14 protein-coding genes and 1 riboswitch are annotated in these 19,796 nt (G+C 40.5%); of the genes, 8 read left to right on the top strand and 6 right to left on the bottom strand.

Going from position 1 to position 19,796, the window contains the following annotated elements; genetic code table 11:
- Positions 1-144 precede the first annotated feature (144 nt).
- Both ACT8YW_RS03270 and ACT8YW_RS03265 read right to left on the bottom strand, forming a co-directional pair.
- Positions 145-1,389 carry an ABC transporter permease gene (locus tag ACT8YW_RS03270; RefSeq protein ID WP_444103988.1) on the bottom strand — a complete coding sequence of 415 codons (1,245 nt, stop codon included), beginning with the start codon at positions 1,387-1,389 and terminating at the stop codon, positions 145-147.
- An 82-nt stretch (positions 1,390-1,471) separates the two neighbouring features.
- Positions 1,472-2,671, bottom strand: coding sequence for a pyridoxal phosphate-dependent aminotransferase (locus ACT8YW_RS03265; protein WP_444103987.1), 1,200 nt, complete (start codon positions 2,669-2,671; stop codon positions 1,472-1,474).
- Between the two features lie 180 nt (positions 2,672-2,851).
- Here ACT8YW_RS03265 and ACT8YW_RS03260 point away from each other — a divergent pair, with 180 nt between their 5' ends.
- Both ACT8YW_RS03260 and ACT8YW_RS03255 read left to right on the top strand, forming a co-directional pair.
- Positions 2,852-4,087 (top strand): fucose isomerase, encoded by a 1,236-nt coding sequence (locus tag ACT8YW_RS03260; protein ID WP_008999943.1) that lies wholly within the window; start codon positions 2,852-2,854, stop codon positions 4,085-4,087.
- Between the two features lie 26 nt (positions 4,088-4,113).
- Complete coding sequence (locus ACT8YW_RS03255) at positions 4,114-4,329, top strand: hypothetical protein (protein ID WP_175353482.1); 216 nt, start codon at positions 4,114-4,116, stop codon at positions 4,327-4,329.
- 1 nt (position 4,330) lies between these two features.
- On the opposite strand, the gene ACT8YW_RS03250 is transcribed toward ACT8YW_RS03255, so the two are convergent.
- The 4 genes from ACT8YW_RS03250 to ACT8YW_RS03235 all read right to left on the bottom strand — a co-directional run bounded on the left by ACT8YW_RS03250 (position 4,331) and on the right by ACT8YW_RS03235 (position 9,205).
- Entirely contained in the window at positions 4,331-5,170 is an 840-nt protein-coding gene (locus tag ACT8YW_RS03250; RefSeq protein WP_195358486.1) for a histidinol-phosphatase, read from the bottom strand.
- Between the two features lie 111 nt (positions 5,171-5,281).
- Positions 5,282-7,150 carry an ABC-F family ATP-binding cassette domain-containing protein gene (locus tag ACT8YW_RS03245; protein ID WP_004300627.1) on the bottom strand — a complete coding sequence of 623 codons (1,869 nt, stop codon included), beginning with the start codon at positions 7,148-7,150 and terminating at the stop codon, positions 5,282-5,284.
- A 1-nt stretch (position 7,151) separates the two neighbouring features.
- Positions 7,152-7,952, bottom strand: coding sequence for a DUF3805 domain-containing protein (locus ACT8YW_RS03240; RefSeq protein WP_004300628.1), 801 nt, complete (start codon positions 7,950-7,952; stop codon positions 7,152-7,154).
- 59 nt (positions 7,953-8,011) lie between these two features.
- Complete coding sequence (locus tag ACT8YW_RS03235) at positions 8,012-9,205, bottom strand: hypothetical protein (protein WP_004300629.1); 1,194 nt, start codon at positions 9,203-9,205, stop codon at positions 8,012-8,014.
- A 241-nt stretch (positions 9,206-9,446) separates the two neighbouring features.
- On the opposite strand from ACT8YW_RS03235, the gene ACT8YW_RS03230 reads away from it, so the two are divergent.
- The 6 genes from ACT8YW_RS03230 (at position 9,447) to ACT8YW_RS03205 (ending at position 19,584) form a co-directional block, all read left to right on the top strand.
- Positions 9,447-10,136, top strand: a complete 690-nt coding sequence (locus tag ACT8YW_RS03230; protein WP_444103986.1) for a response regulator transcription factor — start codon at positions 9,447-9,449, stop codon at positions 10,134-10,136.
- A gap of 27 nt (positions 10,137-10,163) precedes the next feature.
- Positions 10,164-11,945: a sensor histidine kinase gene (locus tag ACT8YW_RS03225; protein WP_444103985.1), complete on the top strand. Its 1,782-nt coding sequence runs from the start codon at positions 10,164-10,166 to the stop codon at positions 11,943-11,945.
- Positions 11,946-12,101: 156 nt separating this feature from the next.
- Positions 12,102-13,046 (top strand): DUF5106 domain-containing protein, encoded by a 945-nt coding sequence (locus ACT8YW_RS03220; RefSeq protein ID WP_444103984.1) that lies wholly within the window; start codon positions 12,102-12,104, stop codon positions 13,044-13,046.
- A 717-nt stretch (positions 13,047-13,763) separates the two neighbouring features.
- A riboswitch (cobalamin riboswitch) is annotated at positions 13,764-13,963 on the top strand.
- A 183-nt stretch (positions 13,964-14,146) separates the two neighbouring features.
- Complete coding sequence (locus tag ACT8YW_RS03215) at positions 14,147-16,192, top strand: TonB-dependent receptor plug domain-containing protein (protein ID WP_444103983.1); 2,046 nt, start codon at positions 14,147-14,149, stop codon at positions 16,190-16,192.
- A 19-nt stretch (positions 16,193-16,211) separates the two neighbouring features.
- Positions 16,212-18,224, top strand: a complete 2,013-nt coding sequence (locus tag ACT8YW_RS03210) for a YncE family protein (protein ID WP_008999940.1) — start codon at positions 16,212-16,214, stop codon at positions 18,222-18,224.
- Between the two features lie 49 nt (positions 18,225-18,273).
- On the top strand, positions 18,274-19,584 hold the full coding sequence (locus ACT8YW_RS03205) for a DUF5074 domain-containing protein (protein ID WP_008999939.1): 1,311 nt from the start codon (positions 18,274-18,276) through the stop codon (positions 19,582-19,584).
- Positions 19,585-19,796: the final 212 nt, after the last annotated feature.

Raw genomic sequence — 19,796 nt, 5'->3', positions numbered from 1 at the left:
AACACATTATTCATAATGGTTAAAAATTAAACCTACAAGAGGATATTAAGTAAATTGGGCGCAAATATAGACATATTATTCACTCCACATCACGCAATGGACCAAATTATTTTTGCAGTAAAAATCAGATAGGAAAAAAGAGGATTATTCGTATCTCATGGAGCTTGCCGGATTGATCTTAGTGATAAGAAATGAAGGACCAATCAGCATCAATACAGATGCAAACAAAGTGCCGAGATTAATCAAAACGAAAAGTAATACATGAAAGGAAACCGGAACAGTATCCACATAGTAAGTCTCCGGATCAAGTTTAAAAAGTCCGAACTGTGACTGAAGAATACAGAAAGTCAAACCAATGGCATTGCCCCAAAGCATTCCTTTACCAATCAAAAAGACTGCAAACCAAAGAAAGGTTCTACGAATCGTGAAATTGTTGGCTCCCAATGCTTTTAGAATACCAATCATATTGGTACGTTCGATGATAATAATCAATAAACCGGAAATCATGGTGAAGCCAGCAACTCCTATCATCAAAATCAGAATCACCCATACGTTCAAATCCAATAAATCAAGCCAAGCAAAGATTTGAGGATTCAGTTGTTCGATGTTACGCACATAATACACACCTCCCAACTCATCTTGCCTGTTGTCAATATCAGTTGCGATCTCATAGGTTATATCTTCCAGTCTATCATAATCTTTCACCTGTAATTCCACACCGGTCACCTGTTCCGGTTGCCAACCGTTCAAACGATTCACCAGATTAAGATCCGTCAGTAAAAAGAGGTTGTCGTATTCGGAGAAATTCGTCTGATAAATTCCGGCAATCGTCAGGCGACGAGCGCGAATATCATCCTGTATATAATAGGTATATATCTTATCTCCCAGTTTCAACTTCATTTTAGTTGCCAACGCTTTCGAGATAAGTACTTGATTGGTAGAAACTGAATCACTGAAAACAGGAATCTCCCCTTCTACCAAATACTCTTTTATAAAATGGGGGTCAAACTCCGGACCTACACCTTTCAACACCATTCCTTGAAAAGCGTCATCGGTCTTAATCATACCCGGTTTGGTAGAGAAACGCTGCACATGGCTTATCTCCGGATAATCAGCAAGAGCAGTCATCATACTGTCTCCTACCACAATGGGATGGGTTTCGTAAGAACTGACCGCATCCAAATTAGTTATCTGGATATGCGACCCGAATCCTATAACTTTATTTCTCACTTCACTTTTAAACCCGATGACTACCGCCACTGCAATAATCATTACAGCCAAACCAATAGCAATACCCGCCATGGCAATGAGGACCGCAGGACGTGACACCTGCTTTCCGCCATCGCTTTCACGATAGATACGCCGGGCTATGAAAAGTGATAAAGACATTTGTTTAAGTATTAGGTATTAAGTATTAAGTGTAGCAGCAACAAACACCCCAGAAACTACGGTTAATACTTAATACTAGAATTTATTCCGTTCTTCCCGGATACACTTCCAAAGCCTTCTGCAAGACAAAAAGAGCACGGGTTAAATCTTCTTTTTTCAATACGTAAGCAATACGAACCTCATTGATTCCAGAACCCGGAGTGGTATAGAAACCGGAAGCCGGAGCCATGAATACAGTCTGACCTTCATACTCAAAATCAGAAAGACACCATGCGCAGAACTTATCGGAGTCATCTACCGGAAGTTTAGCCACTGTATAGAAAGCTCCCATCGGAATGGGCGAATAAACACCGGGAATACGGTTCAAACCGTCAATCAGACATTTACGACGATCTACATACTCATCATACGTTTCGCGTGAATATTCTTCCGGAGCATCCAAAGAAGCTTCTGCAGCAATCTGTCCAATCAACGGAGGACTCAAACGAGCCTGACAGAACTTCATGACAGCATCGCGTATCTCCTTGTTTTTGGTAATCAACGCACCAATGCGGATACCACATTCGGAATATCGTTTTGATACCGAATCAATCAGTACTACATTATTTTCAATACCTTCCAGATGGCAGGCAGAAATATATGGAGAACCGGTATATATAAACTCACGATATACTTCATCAGAGAAAAGGAATAAATCGTACTTCTTTACCAAGTCACGAATCTGATTCATTTCACGACGTGTATACAAATAACCGGTAGGATTGTTTGGGTTACAAATAAGAATCGCTTTCGTACGCTCATTAATCAGTTCTTCAAACTTCTCTACTTTCGGAAGGGAAAAGCCTTCTTCAATGGTCGTAGCAATAGTGCGAATCTTTGCTCCGGCAGAGATTGCAAATGCCATATAGTTAGCGTATGCAGGTTCCGGAACGATAATTTCATCTCCCGGATTCAGGCAGGAAAGGAAGGAAAAAAGTACGGCTTCCGAACCTCCCGATGTAATGATTATATCGTCTGCTGTAAGGTTGATATTGAACTTTGCATAATATCCCACTAATTTTTCGCGATAGCTACGATAACCTGCACTGGGGCTATATTCCAGCACTTTACGATCAATATTGCGTATCGCGTCAATCGCGGCCTGAGGAGTGGGCAGATCAGGCTGTCCGATGTTCAGGTGAAACACATGGACTCCGCGTTGCTTGGCAGCGTCTGCCAAAGGAGCCAGTTTTCTGATAGGAGATGCAGGCATCTCGTTTCCGCGAATGGATATGGTTGGCATAATTTTAACTACAAATTACTAATTACTATTTACTTTTTCTACTTGGAGCTGCAAATGTACGCAATAATTTGAATACAGAGACATAAAAACTTTAAAAACCTTAGCAAGGTTAAAATCGCTATGGTAAATTGAAAAGAAAGCTATACATTTGTCATACGGAAAACTTAAAACAATATCATAATGACCATACACCTTATCTCATTCGCTTCAATACTTCACAAACAAGTCTCGCTACGTAGCTCGCACGAAGCTATTTTGAGCGAGATTGAAAAATATTATACTGTAAAGTTCGTCGACCATCAAGATATGGACAAACTTAGTAGTGACGATTTCAAAATCATTTTCGTCGCTACCGGTGGGGTGGAAAGACTGGTCATACAGCATTTCGAAAACCTCCCTCGCCCCGCCATTTTACTGGCAGACGGCATGCAGAATTCTCTTGCTGCCGCACTGGAAATTTCCACCTGGTTACGGGGACGCGGAATGAAAAGTGAAATTCTGCACGGTGAATTACCGGCTATCATCTTACGTATCCATACACTTTATAATAATTTCCAGGCACAACGTTCCTTGTTCGGCAAACGTATCGGAGTCATTGGAAGTCCTTCTTCCTGGTTAGTTGCCAGTAACGTAGACTACTTGTTGGCAAAACGTCGTTGGGGAATCGAATATGTAGATATTCCATTGGAACGGATTTATGAACAATTTAAACACATTACGGATGACCAAGTCGGAGCATCATGCGCAGCTGTAGCATCACAAGCTCTTGCCTGCCGCGAAGGAACTCCCGAAGATTTAATCAAAGCGATGCGATTATACCGGGCAATCAAAAAGGTCTGTCAGGAAGAAAATCTGGAAGCGCTGACATTAAGCTGTTTTAAACTGATTGAACAAATCGACACTACCGGATGCGTGGCATTATCTTTATTGAATGATGACGGGATAATAGCAGGTTGTGAAGGAGATCTTCAATCTGTATTTACGCTATTAGCAGTTAAAGCACTTACGGGTAAAGACGGATTTATGGCAAATCCTTCCATGATTAATTCCCGTACGAATGAACTGATATTGGCACATTGCACCGTAGGTCTCAAACAAACGGAGAGATATATTATCCGCAATCACTTTGAAACAGAAAAAGGAATTGCCATACAAGGGCTACTTCCGACGGGGGATGTAACGATCATAAAATGTGGCGGTGAATGTCTGGATGAATATTACTTGTCTACAGGAACATTGACTGAAAACACTAATTATATTAATATGTGCCGTACACAAGTGCGCATCCGCATGAATACTCCGGCCGAATACTTCTTAAAGAATCCACTGGGAAATCATCATATTATGCTTCATGGTAACTATGAAGATACGTTGAACGAGTTTTTCCAGGCAAATGCTTGCAAGAGGACGGAATAAAGGCATCTATAAAAAAAGAAAGATTTATGATAGGAGAAATTTCATGTGCTATAAATAGAGTTGAAGAGCAAATAGAGCAGCTCTTTGACGAGAAAGAGGAGTTTATCATGGCCAATGAAGATGTGCTACCTAGAACTATGTATCTGAAGAAGTTGACTGAAATTGATTCACGAATAGACGAGCTAAAAAAGACATTGGTTTCGTTGAATGAAGAGAAACAAGAGATCCTGGATATGGAATAACTTATCCTATGGGAATATCTTCCCATTTCCCCCCATGCCATTCTACCACCGAAGTAAAACCTGCTTTCTTCAAAGCGGCTAATCCTTCGAAGCGGGCATTGTTTATTCTTTCAGGGTAGTGCGCATCACTATTCACCTGTACCCGAATACCCAATTCTTTCAGGAAAGGGAAATAACGTTCATTCGGATAGAATGTACCCAGCTCATTATAAGACTTGGTATTGATTTCCACCATATAACCACGTGCGGCAATCACCGCGAAGTAATCGCGGACCAACGTGTCATACCATGCTTCATCAAGCAAACCCGGACGATAACAGGAAGCGTTATAATGCATCTTGTCAGCATGGCCGACAATATCCAGTCCTCCCAGCTCTACCATACGGAGCAGGTTCTTATAATACAGGTGGACAACAGAATCCAAGTCACCATCGAAGTGCCTGTCTACCAATTGACGGAAAAGATCTGCCGAGGTATCAATATCTACGATTTTCCCTTCCGGAGAATACAACATATGCACAGAACCTATCCGGTAGTCAAGTGGTAGTTTTTGAAAACAAGGCAAAGAGGGATTGTTTTCTTCATTCAGGTAGTCAATTTCGAGACCGATGGCAAGCTCTATCTTACCTGCATATTTCTTTTTCAGACGAGAGAATTCGGAAAGGTAATCTTCCATTCTATCCCACTCCATCGTCCATGCGGTAGAAAATGGTAGTGGAGCATGAGAAGAAATGCCATAAGAAGTAAACCCTTCGCTGATAGCAAAACGAATAAAATCGTCCATATTGGCTCGTCCGTCGCAATACAGGCAGTGGCTATGATAATTGGTTAGGTTTGTCATACTAGGTTATATTGTCTGGGGGTATATTATCATTATTTGGTTATCCGGGAATATAATAAACTATACTTGTGCCATCGAAGTGGCACAACTGTGCCAGCATGTTGGCACGAATCAGCCTTCTATTTCGCTAAGTTCCAACCAACGCATTGTCTTTTCGTCAATCATATCATTGACTTCGGGCAAACGTTTTGACTTTTCAGTCAATTCGTCAACGGAAAGTGTGCCGCTACAAAGAAGTTCCTCAATTTGTGTTTTTTCAGCTTCCAGTTCGGCGATTTCTTTTTCCAGTTGCTCGAATTCACGCTTTTCTTTAAAGCTCATCTTACGCTTGTCGTTCAGACGGACACGGGCGGTCTTTTCTTCCTGCGGCTTCTCTGCTTCTTTCTCTTTTTGTTCCTTTGCTTCTTTCCAGTTACGATAATCACTATAATTTCCGGGGAAGTCACGAATATCTCCCTGTCCGTTGAATACCATCAGGTGATCTACTACTTTATCCATAAAGTAACGGTCATGGGAAACGACAATCACACAGCCTTTGAAGTTTTGGAGATATTCTTCGAGCACATTCAGCGTGATAATATCGAGGTCATTGGTAGGCTCGTCCAATACCAGGAAGTTAGGATTACGCATCAGGATGGTACAAAGGTAAAGACGGCGACGCTCTCCCCCACTCAATTTATAGACATAGCTATGCTGGGTTTCAGGAGTAAACAGGAAATGCTGCAGAAATTGAGAAGCAGTCAGCTTCTTTCCATTGCCCAATTCGATGACTTCGGCAATATCCTGTATCACATCAATCACTTTCATCTGTTCGTCAAACTGAAGTCCGTCCTGCGAATAATAACCGAAACGAACTGTTTCGCCAATATCCACTGTTCCGCTATCAGGCTTGACTTGTCCCATCAATATCTTGATAAAAGTAGATTTTCCGGTTCCGTTATTTCCTACAATTCCCATCTTCTCATAACGAGAGAAGATATAAGAGAAATCATCCAGAATCTTTAGATCTCCGAAACTCTTGAAAAGATGGTCAGCTTCAAATATCTTGCTTCCGATATACGATGCTTTCACTTCCAGCTTTACATTATCAGTATTAAAACGCTGCTTCGCAACCTTTTCCAATTCGTAGAAAGCATCTTCCCGGTAACGAGCCTTATGTCCGCGTGCCTGCGGCATCCGGCGCATCCAGTCGAGTTCTGTACGATACAGATTATTGGCACGCTCTATTTCCACGCTCTTAGATTCAATACGTTCCTGACGCTTTTCGAGATAATAGCTGTAGTTACCTTTATATTGGTAGATTTGTTGATTGTCTATTTCGATAATCTCGGAGCAAACACGATCAAGGAAGTAACGGTCGTGAGTCACCATCAGCAGGCTAAGGTTGGTACGACGCAGGTAATCTTCCAACCATTCGGTCATATCCAAGTCCAGATGGTTGGTCGGCTCATCAAGGATTAACAGATCCGGTTCGGTAATCAAAGCATTTGCCAAAGCAACACGCTTCAGCTGTCCGCCGGACAGTTGCTTCACTTTCTGATCGAAATTACGGATTTTAAGTTGTGAAAGGATTTGCTTGGCTTTCTGTTCATACTCCCAAGCTTTCTCCTGATCCATACGTGCCAAGAGGTTTTCCAATCCCGGATGACCTTCGGTTTCCATGCAGCGTTCGTACTCCTTTATCAATTCTACCGTGCTGTTACCATGATGGAAACAGGCTTCGAGCACTGTCAGTTCTTCGGGATATTGCGGATCCTGCTCCAGGTAATCCACGCGAAGATCACGACGAAAAACAATATTACCGCTATCATAACCTTCCTTTCCGGCAATGATATTCAGTAAGGTAGTCTTTCCACTACCGTTCTTTGCTATTAATCCTACCCGCTGACCTTCGGCAATGCCCAAAGATACATTTTCAAAAAGAACCAAGTCACCGAAAGACTTGGTCAGGTTATCTATCTGTAAATAAGGTACTGCCATTTTAATCCAAACACTTCTTATATTCTTCTATTACATTGCAAGGCTCTCCCGCCTTTACTTTACTCCAAACGAGCTTCATCGGGTCGATGGTCCGATCTTTATATTGGAGAACAGGAGCTTCCCGGTTGCCGTCAATCAACGTTTTCCATTCCATGCCATCCACTTCATTTGCCAGAATTGCACAAACAGTGATACCAATAGCCAACCATTCCTCTTTCTTTTTCGAACCAATCTTACCGCTGTCAATCACTTGTTGAAGTTTCTCCAAGTCCTCTTCTATTCCTTGAAAATCCTTTTTCAGTTCCTGCTTCACAGTAGATACCACCCATTCATATCCCTCATTAATCAAATAAATTTCAGAAAGACGTACAGGAATCAATTCAGCAGGATACTTCTGCCCTTCTTTACGTACCTCCAAAGTAGCGATTACATCTTCCGCCTCCTTCACAACTCCACCTTTAGGCACGGTGAAAGAACATTCAAAAGCAATATCGTCAACGCCTGTAATCCACAAATGGGAAGTATAATAAGTTCCCTCCTCCTGAAACATTTCTTTGCTATACGCACATTCCCACGTTCCGACTTTCACCAATGAAGCCGAATCGTTCTCTTTCAGTTCCTGCCGGATGGCATCTTTGCCATAACCGGCTTTTCCTTTAAATGCGGATATACGAAAATTCCCCGTCCATACATCGGGATTATAGAAAAGAAAAGAGCCTTCGCCATCTTCAAACTCATTCCAGTCTGATGGATAGTTCATAGAAAACCATGCTCCGGGAGAGATAAATTTCTTGCCTTGCATCCTTTTACTTTAAAATGATTACTTGGCAAAAGTACGAATTAAATACGAATTACAAAACATCATTTCCCTATTGGCTGTATTTTCCTCCGCACATCTTTAGAAATCTCCAGAAACATATAATTCAATTTCCCGGAATGAATACCTTCTTCGTTCTCCTTATACTTCTTATTAGCATATTGCTTCGATTTCTCGAAAGTCAATAGCGACATTTCATTCTGCGACTTGCCTACCATTGTGGAGTCCAGCTGTTCATCCGGGAAAAAGTCATCCAGATCGACATCACCAATCATTGTTGTTTCCAGGAAGTTCTTATCAGTATGTGAATTATCGGTATAATACCCCACAAACATGTGTCCCGGCGTACGTACCAGAATAGGATCGATATTTATAGCCCGAAGCAGTGATGCAAACAGTACGCTACCGTCCACACAATTAATCTGCGAAGATTCCAGTGCATCATCAAACGTACGAACCCGTTGCGAGAAAACAACATTGCTCGAAAGGCTGGTGTTGGAAACAGAACTGTAACGGAATTTGCGTTTCTGCAATATATTCCAGAGAGCATACACCTGCTTGTCTACCGCCCCTTTAGCCTTACTCTGATAGCCTAAGAAGCGATTGACAATACGAGTATTCAGTGCTTCGCGAAGCAACTGGTCAATCATCGGATTCTCTTCATTGACATAGGCAGCAAAGAAAATACTTGTATCATGGAATTTGGTTCCATTCGATACATACCCCAACAGACATTCATTGATACTGCGCACAGAGAATGTACGCACCCGTTGCCCCAGATCTTTTCCATTCATCTCGACAGTAATAGCCACACTTACCGGTTCTGCCTGCACCTCATTTTTCAGAGCTTCATAGTTCCAGATGATATCAGGATAAATCGTATATTCCGTTCGAGGCTTGTTTAGTACAAATTCCGACACCGAACGGGAGAAAAAAGGCGTTTCAGCCACTTCAATCCGTACCCGGCTATAGGCTGTCTTCGACTTCACCCGAACAGCAATACACGATTTCGGATTCCCCAAATAATTAGAATCCGACGGAACAATCACCTGCGCATCAGTAGTGGCAACAGACAAAATCGCTGAAGGAAATATATTTCCGCCCAGATCATCCACAATTTCAAAACCGGAATTGAATGAAGTATATTTAAACACAGACATACCGCCAAGGAGAATTAACAGTACCACCACCGATCCTATTATTTCCTTCCGATGCCGTTTTAAGTCAATTTTTATCATTATTTGTAGTTTCTATAATCAAACGTTTCTATTGTATCTCGCTAACAAAGATAACAAATAGTGAGCGGTTTTTCCTCTTACAATCAACAAAAACTTCCATATTCCTCATCAATTCTCGGAATTCCCGAAATGTAACACGATTGTAACGTCTGTTTCATCTGCCCGTAACAAAGTCTCCTCATCTTTGCAAAGGATAAAATAAAAACGTAACTTTGTCATATCACATTAATACATATATCTTATGAACGATTACCGTATTCTAGTTGTCGACGATGAAGAAGACCTCTGTGAGATTCTGAAATTCAATCTTGAAAACGAAGGTTATGAAGTTGATACTGCAAACTCTGCTGAAGAAGCAATGAAGATGGACATCAGCAGCTATCACTTGATTCTCCTCGATGTGATGATGGGAGAAATCTCCGGATTCAAAATGGCGAACATCCTGAAAAAAGACAAGAAAACAGCGAAAGTGCCTATTATCTTTATCACAGCAAAAGATACCGAAAACGATACTGTGACCGGATTCAACCTGGGAGCAGACGATTATATTTCAAAACCTTTCTCGCTGCGTGAAGTCATCGCCCGTGTGAAGGCCGTATTAAGACGCACAGCAACAACGGAAACGGAAAGAGTCCCCGAACGTCTTACTTATCAGTCGCTCGTTATTGACATCACAAAGAAAAAAGTAAGTATCGACGATGAAGAAGTGCCATTGACCAAAAAAGAATTTGAGATCTTGCTTCTGCTGGTACAGAATAAAGGACGTGTATTTTCCCGTGAAGACATCCTGGCCCGCATCTGGAGTGACGAAGTGTACGTGCTCGACCGTACCATCGACGTAAACATCACCCGTCTGCGTAAAAAGATTGGGGTATACGGCAAATGCATTGTCACCCGTCTCGGATATGGATACTGTTTTGAAGCTGAATAAATAATTATGCCGAATTAAATAGTTATTATGAACCTGCCTGTAACTCAAAAGCATTTTCTTTCTTTTAGCCGAAAGCTTTTCCTCTCGGTTATTTCACTATTCCTGGTATTTGCCATTTGTTTTATTGCGTACCAGTATCAACGTGAACGGGAATATAAAATAGAACTGCTAAACACCAAACTGCAAGATTACAACAGCAGGCTCTACGAACAATCGAAGAATCAACCTCTTAACAGTGAGATCATCGACGGTTATATCAATAACCATATCCTGGAAGACTTGCGTGTAACCCTTATTGATGCTCAAGGAAATGTTGTTTACGACAGCTATCCAAGTCATAATAACCAGATGGAGAATCACTTGAACCGTCCGGAAGTACAGAAAGCCATAAAGCATGGCAACGGATATGATGTACGCCGAACTTCAGAGACAACCGGAGTTCCCTATTTCTATTCGGCCACTCATTATAAAGATTATATTGTCCGTTCGGCTTTACCTTACAATGTGAGCCTCATCAACAACCTGCAAGCAGACCCGCACTATTTATGGTTTACCGTAATCGTGACCTTATTATTAATGATTATCTTCTACAAATTCACCAACAAACTGGGGACTTCCATCAGCCAGCTCCGTGAATTTGCGATGCGCGCCGACCGGAACGAGCCTATCGAAATGGCTATGCAATCCGCCTTCCCGCACAACGAACTGGGAGAAATATCACAACACATCATTCAAATCTACAAACGACTGCACGAAACCAAAGAAGCTCTCTACATTGAGCGTGAAAAGCTAATTACCCACCTTCAAATCTCACACGAAGGATTAGGTATATTTACTAAAGACAAAAAAGAGATTCTTGTCAACAATCTTTTCACCCAATACAGCAACCTGATTTCAGACTCCAACCTGGAAACAACAGAAGAAGTCTTTGCCATCAGCGAACTGCAAGAGATCATTCATTTTATCAATAAGAACCAGCAAGAACGTTCGAGAGGAAAAGGTGAAAAACGAATGTCTGTCACCATCAATAAGAACGGACGGACATTTATCGTAGAATGTATCATCTTCCAGGATGCCAGCTTCGAGATTTCCATCAACGACGTTACCCAGGAAGAAGAGCAAGTAAGACTTAAACGCCAACTGACCCAGAATATCGCCCATGAGTTGAAAACTCCCGTCAGCAGTATCCAAGGGTATTTGGAAACCATTGTCAGCAATGAAAATATTCCACGCGAGAAGATCAACGTATTCCTCGAACGTTGTTATGCACAAAGTAACCGTTTAAGTCGGCTATTACGCGACATCTCCGTACTCACCCGCATGGATGAAGCCGCCAGCATGATCGACATGGAACGGGTAGACATCAGTGTGTTGGTAGGTAACATCATCAACGAAGTATCGTTGGAGCTTGACGAAAAACATATTACAGTCGTCAACTCCTTAAAGAAGAGTATACAAATCAAAGGAAATTACTCACTACTTTATTCCATCTTCCGTAATCTAATGGACAATGCCATCGCATACGCCGGAAGTAATATCCAGATCAATATCAACTGTTTCCGTGAAGATGAGAATTTCTACTATTTCAGCTTTGCCGACACAGGTATTGGAGTATCTCCCGAACATCTGAATCGTCTCTTCGAACGTTTCTACCGGGTAGACAAAGGTCGTTCACGGAAAGTAGGTGGAACAGGACTGGGACTAGCTATTGTGAAGAACGCCGTCATCATCCACGGTGGCAGCATCTCCGCCAAGAACAATCAGGGAGGCGGGCTGGAATTTGTATTTACATTGGCAAAGGAGAAGTAAAATCAGGAGTTATCCTGCAAAACTTGTCTAATCAAAAAACGAACAGAAAAGAACGCAGCAAAATAAAAGGAAGAAAAATTCTTTGAATAAAGTAGAAAGGGCATTATCTTTGCCACCAATGTAATCTACATAAGTTCAATGTAATAATTGTTAGTTATGAAAACAAACATCTATATTCTTCCAGCTATATGCATCCTTTGCCTTTGTGCCTGCAAAAGCGGCAACGCTTCCAGTCTGAACAAAAATGATGTAATACAAGACACCATTAAAACCTTTACATTGCCTGCCATCCCCCCAATGATGACAGCCCCGGAACAACGGGCAGACTTTCTGGTAAAACACTATTGGGATAACGTCAACTTCGCCGACACTAATTACATCCACCACCCCGAAGTGACCGAACAAGCTTGGGCGGATTATTGTGACATACTGAATCACGTTCCGTTGGAAACCGCACAAGAAGCCATGCGGAAAACAATCGAACAAACGAATGTAGACAAAAAAGTATTCACCTACATCACCGACCTGGCGGATAAATATTTATACGACCCCAACTCCCCCATGCGTAACGAAGAATTCTATATTCCCGTATTAGACGCCATGTTAGCTTCTCCCTTGTTAGAGGAAATTGAGAAAGTACGTCCTAAAGCCCGCCGGGAATTAGCACAGAAAAACCGTATCGGAACCAAAGCCCTGAACTTCAGCTACACATTAGCTTCCGGCGCACAAGGCTCCCTCTATCAACAGCAAGCCGACTATATCCTCCTATTCATCAACAACCCCGGCTGTCATGCCTGCACAGAAACAATAGATGCCCTGAAAAACGCACCTATCATCAACCGACTTTTGGAACAAAAGAAACTAACAGTCCTCTCCATCTACCCTGACGAAGAGTTGGACGAATGGAGAAAACACCTGAATGAATTCCCCAAAGAATGGATCAACGGATACGACAAGAAATTTGCCATCAAAGAACAACAACTATATGATTTGAAGGCTATTCCTACCCTCTACCTTTTAAACAAGGAAAAAATCGTGCTCCTAAAAGACGCCACCACACAAGCTATCGAAGAATACTTAACTAATGTTGAATTAGAGTAAAACGATACAAAAATGAGGGTGTTCGGAGAGGGGTGTACAAAGCGCTGAAACGCCCACCAGTAAAGGGGAAAAACCCAATGAAAACCAGTAGAGTAGAGAAGAGTAAAGTAAAGAAGAGTAAGTAAAAGTATTATTTCTGTTATAAACAACAGCAATAATACAGGGCAGAGAAGATGGCTTTGGTTGCTGCCGTTGTCGGTTCGGATCACTTCGTCGGTGCCATTTCTGTTCCCGTGTCCCTCATGAACTGTTCGTCCGGCAGATGACCGACTTTTGTCTGGTAGGTTGTTGATGCTCGCCCGGTGGGTAACGGACATTCACACGGTAGATAACGTACGTTTGTACGTTAGGTAAATTCTATATTATTTCACGGGCTTTAGTTCAAAACCGTATAGTAAGGAACAAAATAGGTGGATACCGCTGCATCCACCTATAAAAAACGACCAATTATGTTTCAATAAATCTGTTTCATACGTCCAACGTTGGACATAGACAAAGATACTTTTTAAAAGCTAATCTTATGTCAAACAAATAAAAAAAGGCGGGCAACTCAATACCCGCCTCTAAAATCCGCTAATTTGGTAAATTTTGTAATAAGTGACAGTCTCATTTACAAAAATACAGAAAATATCGAAGAAAACAAGTTGGTTCTTTCTCTTTCGTATCAAGACGAAAGAAAAAGAACATCCCCCAACTTGGAAAAAACAAATAAACTCCCTATCTTTGTCGCGCATTGGTTTGCGACTCCCATGCGGGGGAAGCAATTAAAAGGGAATCAGGTGTAAATCCTGAACAGTCCCGCTGCTGTAAGTTCCATGCATGTTACAAGCAATTCACTCATTGCCACTGGAGACTAATCTGGGAAGGCGTTTGTAACAGGAATAAGTCAGAAGACCTACCATGCAATTATGTTTCACTGCTTTCGAGGAAAAAGCGTTGAGTCTAATGAACCGGACAAGTCGTCTATCATTTCATTCATCACTCTAATTCAGAGAAAGTGTGTTAAAACGAATAAACTCTGCCAAGTTTATTTATGCGTGTCCGGTCGAAGGGATTTCGCCCGGACACTTTTAAATAGCAACAGACAGAAAAAGAACTAAATGAAAGAGAGAACATTTAAGAAAATGATCTTTGCAGTATTTTACTGCCAATTCTTATCCATACCACTTTTTGCACAACGGCAAAAGGTAGATACGACACATACATATTCTATTCCTGAAGTAACTGTATCAGATATCTATCAGACTCGCGAAATACGTTCTACCGCTCCCCTGCAAGTATTCTCCAAAGACGCTCTGAAAAACCTGCACGCCCTGCAAGTATCCGACGCAGTGAAACACTTTGCCGGAGTAACCGTAAAAGACTACGGAGGTATTGGCGGACTAAAAACTGTATCCATACGAAGCTTGGGAGCACAACATACCGCTGTTGGCTATGACGGGATCACCCTAACCGATTGCCAAACGGGACAAATCGATATCGGGCGTTTCTCACTCGATAACGTAGACCAACTCTCTTTAAGCAATGGTCAAAGCGACAACATTTTCCAGCCCGCCCGCTTCTTTGCAGCAGCAGGTATACTGAATATACAAACCCTCACTCCCCGCTTTGAGAAAGAAAAAACAACCAATATAAGTGCATCTTTCAAAACCGGTTCATGGGGGCTGGTCAATCCCTCCATACTATTAGAACAACAATTAAACTCCAAATGGACGGTATCAGCCAATGGTGAATGGATGTCTTCCGATGGACATTATCCATATACTCTACACTATGGAGATGCAAAAGAAGATCTGACCTCTCGTGAAAAGCGAAAGAATACAGATGTGCAGACTTTTCGTGCTGAAGCGGGACTTTATGGCATTTTTTCAGATAAAGAGCAATACCGACTTAAAGCATACTATTTTCAGTCGTCCAGAGGATTACCCAAAGCCACCACTCTTTACAATGACCATTCTCTACAACAATTGTGGGATAAAAATACATTTGTGCAAAGCCAATACAAAAAAGAATTCAGCCGCCAATGGGTATTCCAATCTTCTGCCAAATGGAACTGGAGTTATCAGCGTTATTTGGACCCAGACACTCCAAATTCTAAAGGTAAGACAGAAAACAGTTATTATCAACAAGAGTATTACCTCTCTGCTTCTGTCCTCTACCGGATGTTGGACAATCTTTCATTCTCTCTTTCTACAGATGGAAGCATCAATACAATGAATGCTAATCTTAATGAGTTTGCACAACCTACACGTTATTCATGGTTGACAGCTTTTGCGGGGAAGTACATGAATGATTGGCTAACAATCTCTGCATCAGCTTTAGCAACAATTATAAACGAGGATGTAAAAGAAGGGGGTAGTGCCGGCAACCATCGTAAATTAACACCGTATATAAGTGCTTCATTCAAACCATTTTATCACGAAGAATTCCGTATTCGCTTCTTTTATAAAGACATTTTCCGTTTACCTAGTTTCAATGATTTATATTATCAGGAAGTGGGAAACACTAAATTAAGACCGGAAAACGCACGACAATATAACGTAGGTCTGACATATAGCAAAAACGTATGTCCGTTCTTACCTTATTTATCTGCTACAATCGATGCATATTACAACAAGGTGACAGATAAAATCATCGCCTACCCAACTAAGAATCTTGCCGTATGGAGTATGAGAAATTTGGGTGAGGTTGAAATCAAAGGAATTGACGCCACAGGTAGTTTATCTCTTCAGCCCTGGGAAAGAATCCGTATTAATCTCTCCGGTAATTATACCTACCAACAAGCTTTGGATATAACTAATTCTGACCCCACTACCGAAGCAGGGAGGACTTACAAACATCAGATAGCTTATACTCCCCGTGTATCCGGTTCAGGACAAGCCGGTATCGAAACACCGTGGATCAATTTTTCGTATTCATTCCTCTTCTCCGGGAAACGGTATGTGCAGAATGAAAATATAGCCGAGAATAGTATGGAGGGTTATAGCGATCATAGTATTTCAATAAGTCGCAGTTTTCACATTCTAAAAACTCATACTTCAGTCAGCGTAGAAGTACTAAACATAGCCAACAAAAACTATGAGATTGTGAAAAACTTCCCCATGCCAGGGCGCTCCGTCAGAGCAACTTTAAATATTAAATATTAAGAATAAAAGCAGGTAAATTATGAATATAAGAACAAAAATATTATATATATGTCAGACACTATTTTGCGCATTCCTGCCACTCTTCGTAGCCTGCGATGACTTAGAAGACAAGCCGACTTCAACAACCATAGATGGTAATATTACAGAAACCGGAACAGCCGAAATATACATATTAAGTGAAGGTTTGTTCAACTTGAACAATAGTTCATTAGCTAAATATTCATTCAAAAGCAACAAACTAGTCAAAAACTATTTTAAAGACTTGAATAAGCGTGGGTTAGGTGATACAGCCAACGACATTGCACTCTACGGAAGTAAATTGTATATTGTAGTGAATGTATCGAGTACCATTGAAGTGATTGACTTCCAAACAGGTATATCGATCAAACAAATCCCTATGTTTACAGATAATGGAAGTTCCAGACAACCACGCCATATCGCTTTCTATGAAAACAAAGCATATGTATGTTCGTTTGATGGAACAGTAGCACGTATTGATACGACTTCGCTGCAAATAGAAAGTTTCACAAAAGCCGGAAGAAATCCGGAAAACATTTGTGTGAAGAATAAGAAATTGTATGTCTCCAACTCTGGAGGATTAGACTATTCGGAAGGATTAGGGGTAGATAATACAGTCTCCGTTATCGACATCGCATCTTTCACCGAAATAAAAAAGATAGAAGTTGGTCCTAACCCCGGCTGTATTTTACCAGGACCAGACGAAGCGGTCTATGTGGCAACTTATGGAAGCAATATTGCAGACGGAGATTTTAACTTTGTGAAGATTAATAGCCAGACGGACGAAGTAGAACGCATTTATAACGAAAAAGTGATGAACTTTGCCATCGATAATAACAACATAGCTTATCTATATAATTATAATTACAATACCGAAGCATCGTCTATCAAAGTACTAAACTTAAGAACCGGAGAGACGATACGGGAGAATTTCATCACAGATGGAACTAAGATTAGTACTCCATATAGCATTAATGTCAACCCTTATAGTGGTAATGTGTATATCACAGAAGCATATAGCTATACGATAACCGGAGATGTATTATGTTTCAATACAAACGGTCAATTATTATTCAGATTAAACCGTATCGGTCTCAATCCCAACAATGTCATATTTAGCCAAAAAGCATCGACTGGTGATAGTGACGGAGAAGAATCCGACCCGAATGCCCCCTCTGCTTTTGCCAATAAAGTATTGGACTACAATCCGGCTCCCAGTCAATATATGAATACTGTTACCACAGCTTATAAAGAGAATTATACCGCTGAAGAGGTTAGAAAATATGCAGAAGAACAATTGAAAGATACCGATCTATGCTTGATTAGTCTTGGAGCATATGGTGGCTATATCACAGTAGGATTCGATCATACCGTTCCTAATGTCCCGGGTGAATACGATCTTAAGATATATGGTAACGCATACTATGATATGTTCGGAACATTGACCGGTGCTCTCGGGGGAAGCTCTGAACCAGGTATTGTATTAGTGTCCAAAGACACTAATGGAAATGGATTAGCAGATGATGAATGGTATGAACTGGCAGGAAGTGAATATAACTCTCCTGCTACGACCAAAAATTATACAATCACATATTATCGCCCATCCTCTCCGAAAGAAGATGTTAAGTGGACTGACAATAAAGGTAATGAAGGATATGTATATCGGAATGATTACCATACAACAAATTCTTATTACCCAGCATGGATAAAGGAAGATCAAATCACATTCCATGGAAGTCGTCTGAAAGATAATACAGTGAATGAACCGCGTGAAAATATGCCCGAACATTGGGTGGGTTATTGTTATGCCTGGGGATATGCCGATAATCATCCAAATGGAGAAGAACAATGTAAATTCAAAATAGACTGGGCAGTAGATAAGAACGGAAATCCTGTCGTATTAGATGGAATCGATTTTGTAAGAATCTATACAGCAGTCAACCAAAGTAGTGGATGGATGGGAGAAATCTCCACAGAGCTACAGGCCGTTGAAGATTTACATTTCAAGAAATAGAAAGACAATAAACTATATATAATTTATTAATTTAAGAAAAATGAAGAAAATGAAATTCTTAATCAGCCAACTTTATCTGTTGGCATTATTCGCACTGCCATTTGTTTCAACATCATGTAGTGATGACGATGACAATAGCACAAAAATAGAAATTACCAGTTTAGGTGTAGAAGATGGAACTACTATAGTAACAGGACAAATTATTCAACTTGAAGCTCAATTAAGTAACCCACAAGGAGAAGTTCATTACTCATGGTCAACAGCTGGAAAGGAAGTCTCTACCCAAAGCACTTATACTTTTCAAAGTGATGTCACAGGAACTCACACGATAACGCTAACTGTAACAGCCAACAATGAAGCGCAGGAAAAAAGTATTAATATAATAGTCGTTAAACCACCATTCTATGTTATTAATGAAGGTCAAGGCAAAGGTTCTGTTAATAGATACAAACAGGAACAATGGCAATATAATATAGTAGAAGGACTAGGAGTAACTTCAACTGTAGGTATTATCAATAACGGTTACATGTACATCGTTAGTAAAAAAAGTCCTTTCCTTGTTAAAATGAATTTGGAAAATAACCAAGTTGTAAATAAGATAGAAGCCGGGTTGGACCAAAATGCACAAGGACAAAACTTTTGCATTGTTAACAATGAAACTGGTATTCTTACAACTAGTAATGGAGCATTCAAAGTTAATTTAAAGCAATTGACATTAGGTGAAAAGTTATCAGGTTTAGATGCAGTTAGTAGCGATAACGAAGATGTATATAAAACAGACAAATACATATTCATTAGCAGCAAAAACACAATTAAAGTATATAATACCAATGATCTTTCCTTTAAACAAGACATAGCCTACCAAATAAAAACAGGATTCGCCCAAACCAAGGATGGTACATTATGGGCCGCAAATGGTAACAAATTAATTAAAATCAATGTAGAGACATTAGATCATGAAGAAGTTGAATTACCTAACGGACTAAGTGTTTTTTATAACCAGTGGGCCTATACTCCTACAGGATTATGTGCATCTATAACAGAGAATGCATTATATTTAGTACAAATGGTTGAAGAAGGTTACAGTGTATATGGTAAGAACATTTATAAATATAATGTAGAAACAAAAAATGCTACCCTATTCTTCTCTGCTCCTGCTGCTGATAAATCGGTATATGGAGCAGGTGTTCAAGTCGATCCCAGAAATGGAGATGTATACATTATCTATACAGAAGACGGATGGTCGACACATTATTTAAATACTAATATTTACATAGCAAATGGAGTCACTGGTACTCAGAAAGAAGTAATTGATTATACTGGAACTTATTGGTTCCCATCGACTATAGCCTTTCAATAAACATAGTACTACATTAGAAATTATCCTATAATTTTAAAGAGTCAGATATTCCCAATGGAAGTCTGACTCTTTTCATTTCTCCATCCACTATATTTTGATTTCCTACTATTTCACAAAGAGGCATCCGCATCAGCCACAACTTACAAAAAGTCATCATATATTTGTTAATCACGCAGATTTTAGCTACATTCGTCGATCTAAACTATAAATCT

The sequence above is a fragment of the Bacteroides sp. genome, assembly GCF_052357945.1.
GTDB lineage: Bacteria > Bacteroidota > Bacteroidia > Bacteroidales > Bacteroidaceae > Bacteroides.
Note: the sequence above shows the minus strand (reverse complement) of the source record. Positions and strands in the feature narration are given on the sequence as shown.

What these genes read in the sequence shown, in the direction of transcription:
- ACT8YW_RS03240 (WP_004300628.1), bottom strand. Translation starts at nt 7,952, where the DNA reads ATGCAAGGCAAGAAATTTATCTCTCCCGGAGCATGGTTTTCTATGAAC.
- ACT8YW_RS03260 (WP_008999943.1), top strand. Translation starts at nt 2,852, where the DNA reads ATGACCATACACCTTATCTCATTCGCTTCAATACTTCACAAACAAGTC.
- ACT8YW_RS03230 (WP_444103986.1), top strand. Translation starts at nt 9,447, where the DNA reads ATGAACGATTACCGTATTCTAGTTGTCGACGATGAAGAAGACCTCTGT.
- ACT8YW_RS03265 (WP_444103987.1), bottom strand. Translation starts at nt 2,671, where the DNA reads ATGCCAACCATATCCATTCGCGGAAACGAGATGCCTGCATCTCCTATC.
- ACT8YW_RS03225 (WP_444103985.1), top strand. Translation starts at nt 10,164, where the DNA reads ATGAACCTGCCTGTAACTCAAAAGCATTTTCTTTCTTTTAGCCGAAAG.
- ACT8YW_RS03235 (WP_004300629.1), bottom strand. Translation starts at nt 9,205, where the DNA reads ATGATAAAAATTGACTTAAAACGGCATCGGAAGGAAATAATAGGATCG.
- ACT8YW_RS03220 (WP_444103984.1), top strand. Translation starts at nt 12,102, where the DNA reads ATGAAAACAAACATCTATATTCTTCCAGCTATATGCATCCTTTGCCTT.
- ACT8YW_RS03205 (WP_008999939.1), top strand. Translation starts at nt 18,274, where the DNA reads ATGAAATTCTTAATCAGCCAACTTTATCTGTTGGCATTATTCGCACTG.
- ACT8YW_RS03250 (WP_195358486.1), bottom strand. Translation starts at nt 5,170, where the DNA reads ATGACAAACCTAACCAATTATCATAGCCACTGCCTGTATTGCGACGGA.
- ACT8YW_RS03270 (WP_444103988.1), bottom strand. Translation starts at nt 1,389, where the DNA reads ATGTCTTTATCACTTTTCATAGCCCGGCGTATCTATCGTGAAAGCGAT.
- ACT8YW_RS03255 (WP_175353482.1), top strand. Translation starts at nt 4,114, where the DNA reads ATGATAGGAGAAATTTCATGTGCTATAAATAGAGTTGAAGAGCAAATA.
- ACT8YW_RS03215 (WP_444103983.1), top strand. Translation starts at nt 14,147, where the DNA reads ATGAAAGAGAGAACATTTAAGAAAATGATCTTTGCAGTATTTTACTGC.
- ACT8YW_RS03245 (WP_004300627.1), bottom strand. Translation starts at nt 7,150, where the DNA reads ATGGCAGTACCTTATTTACAGATAGATAACCTGACCAAGTCTTTCGGT.
- ACT8YW_RS03210 (WP_008999940.1), top strand. Translation starts at nt 16,212, where the DNA reads ATGAATATAAGAACAAAAATATTATATATATGTCAGACACTATTTTGC.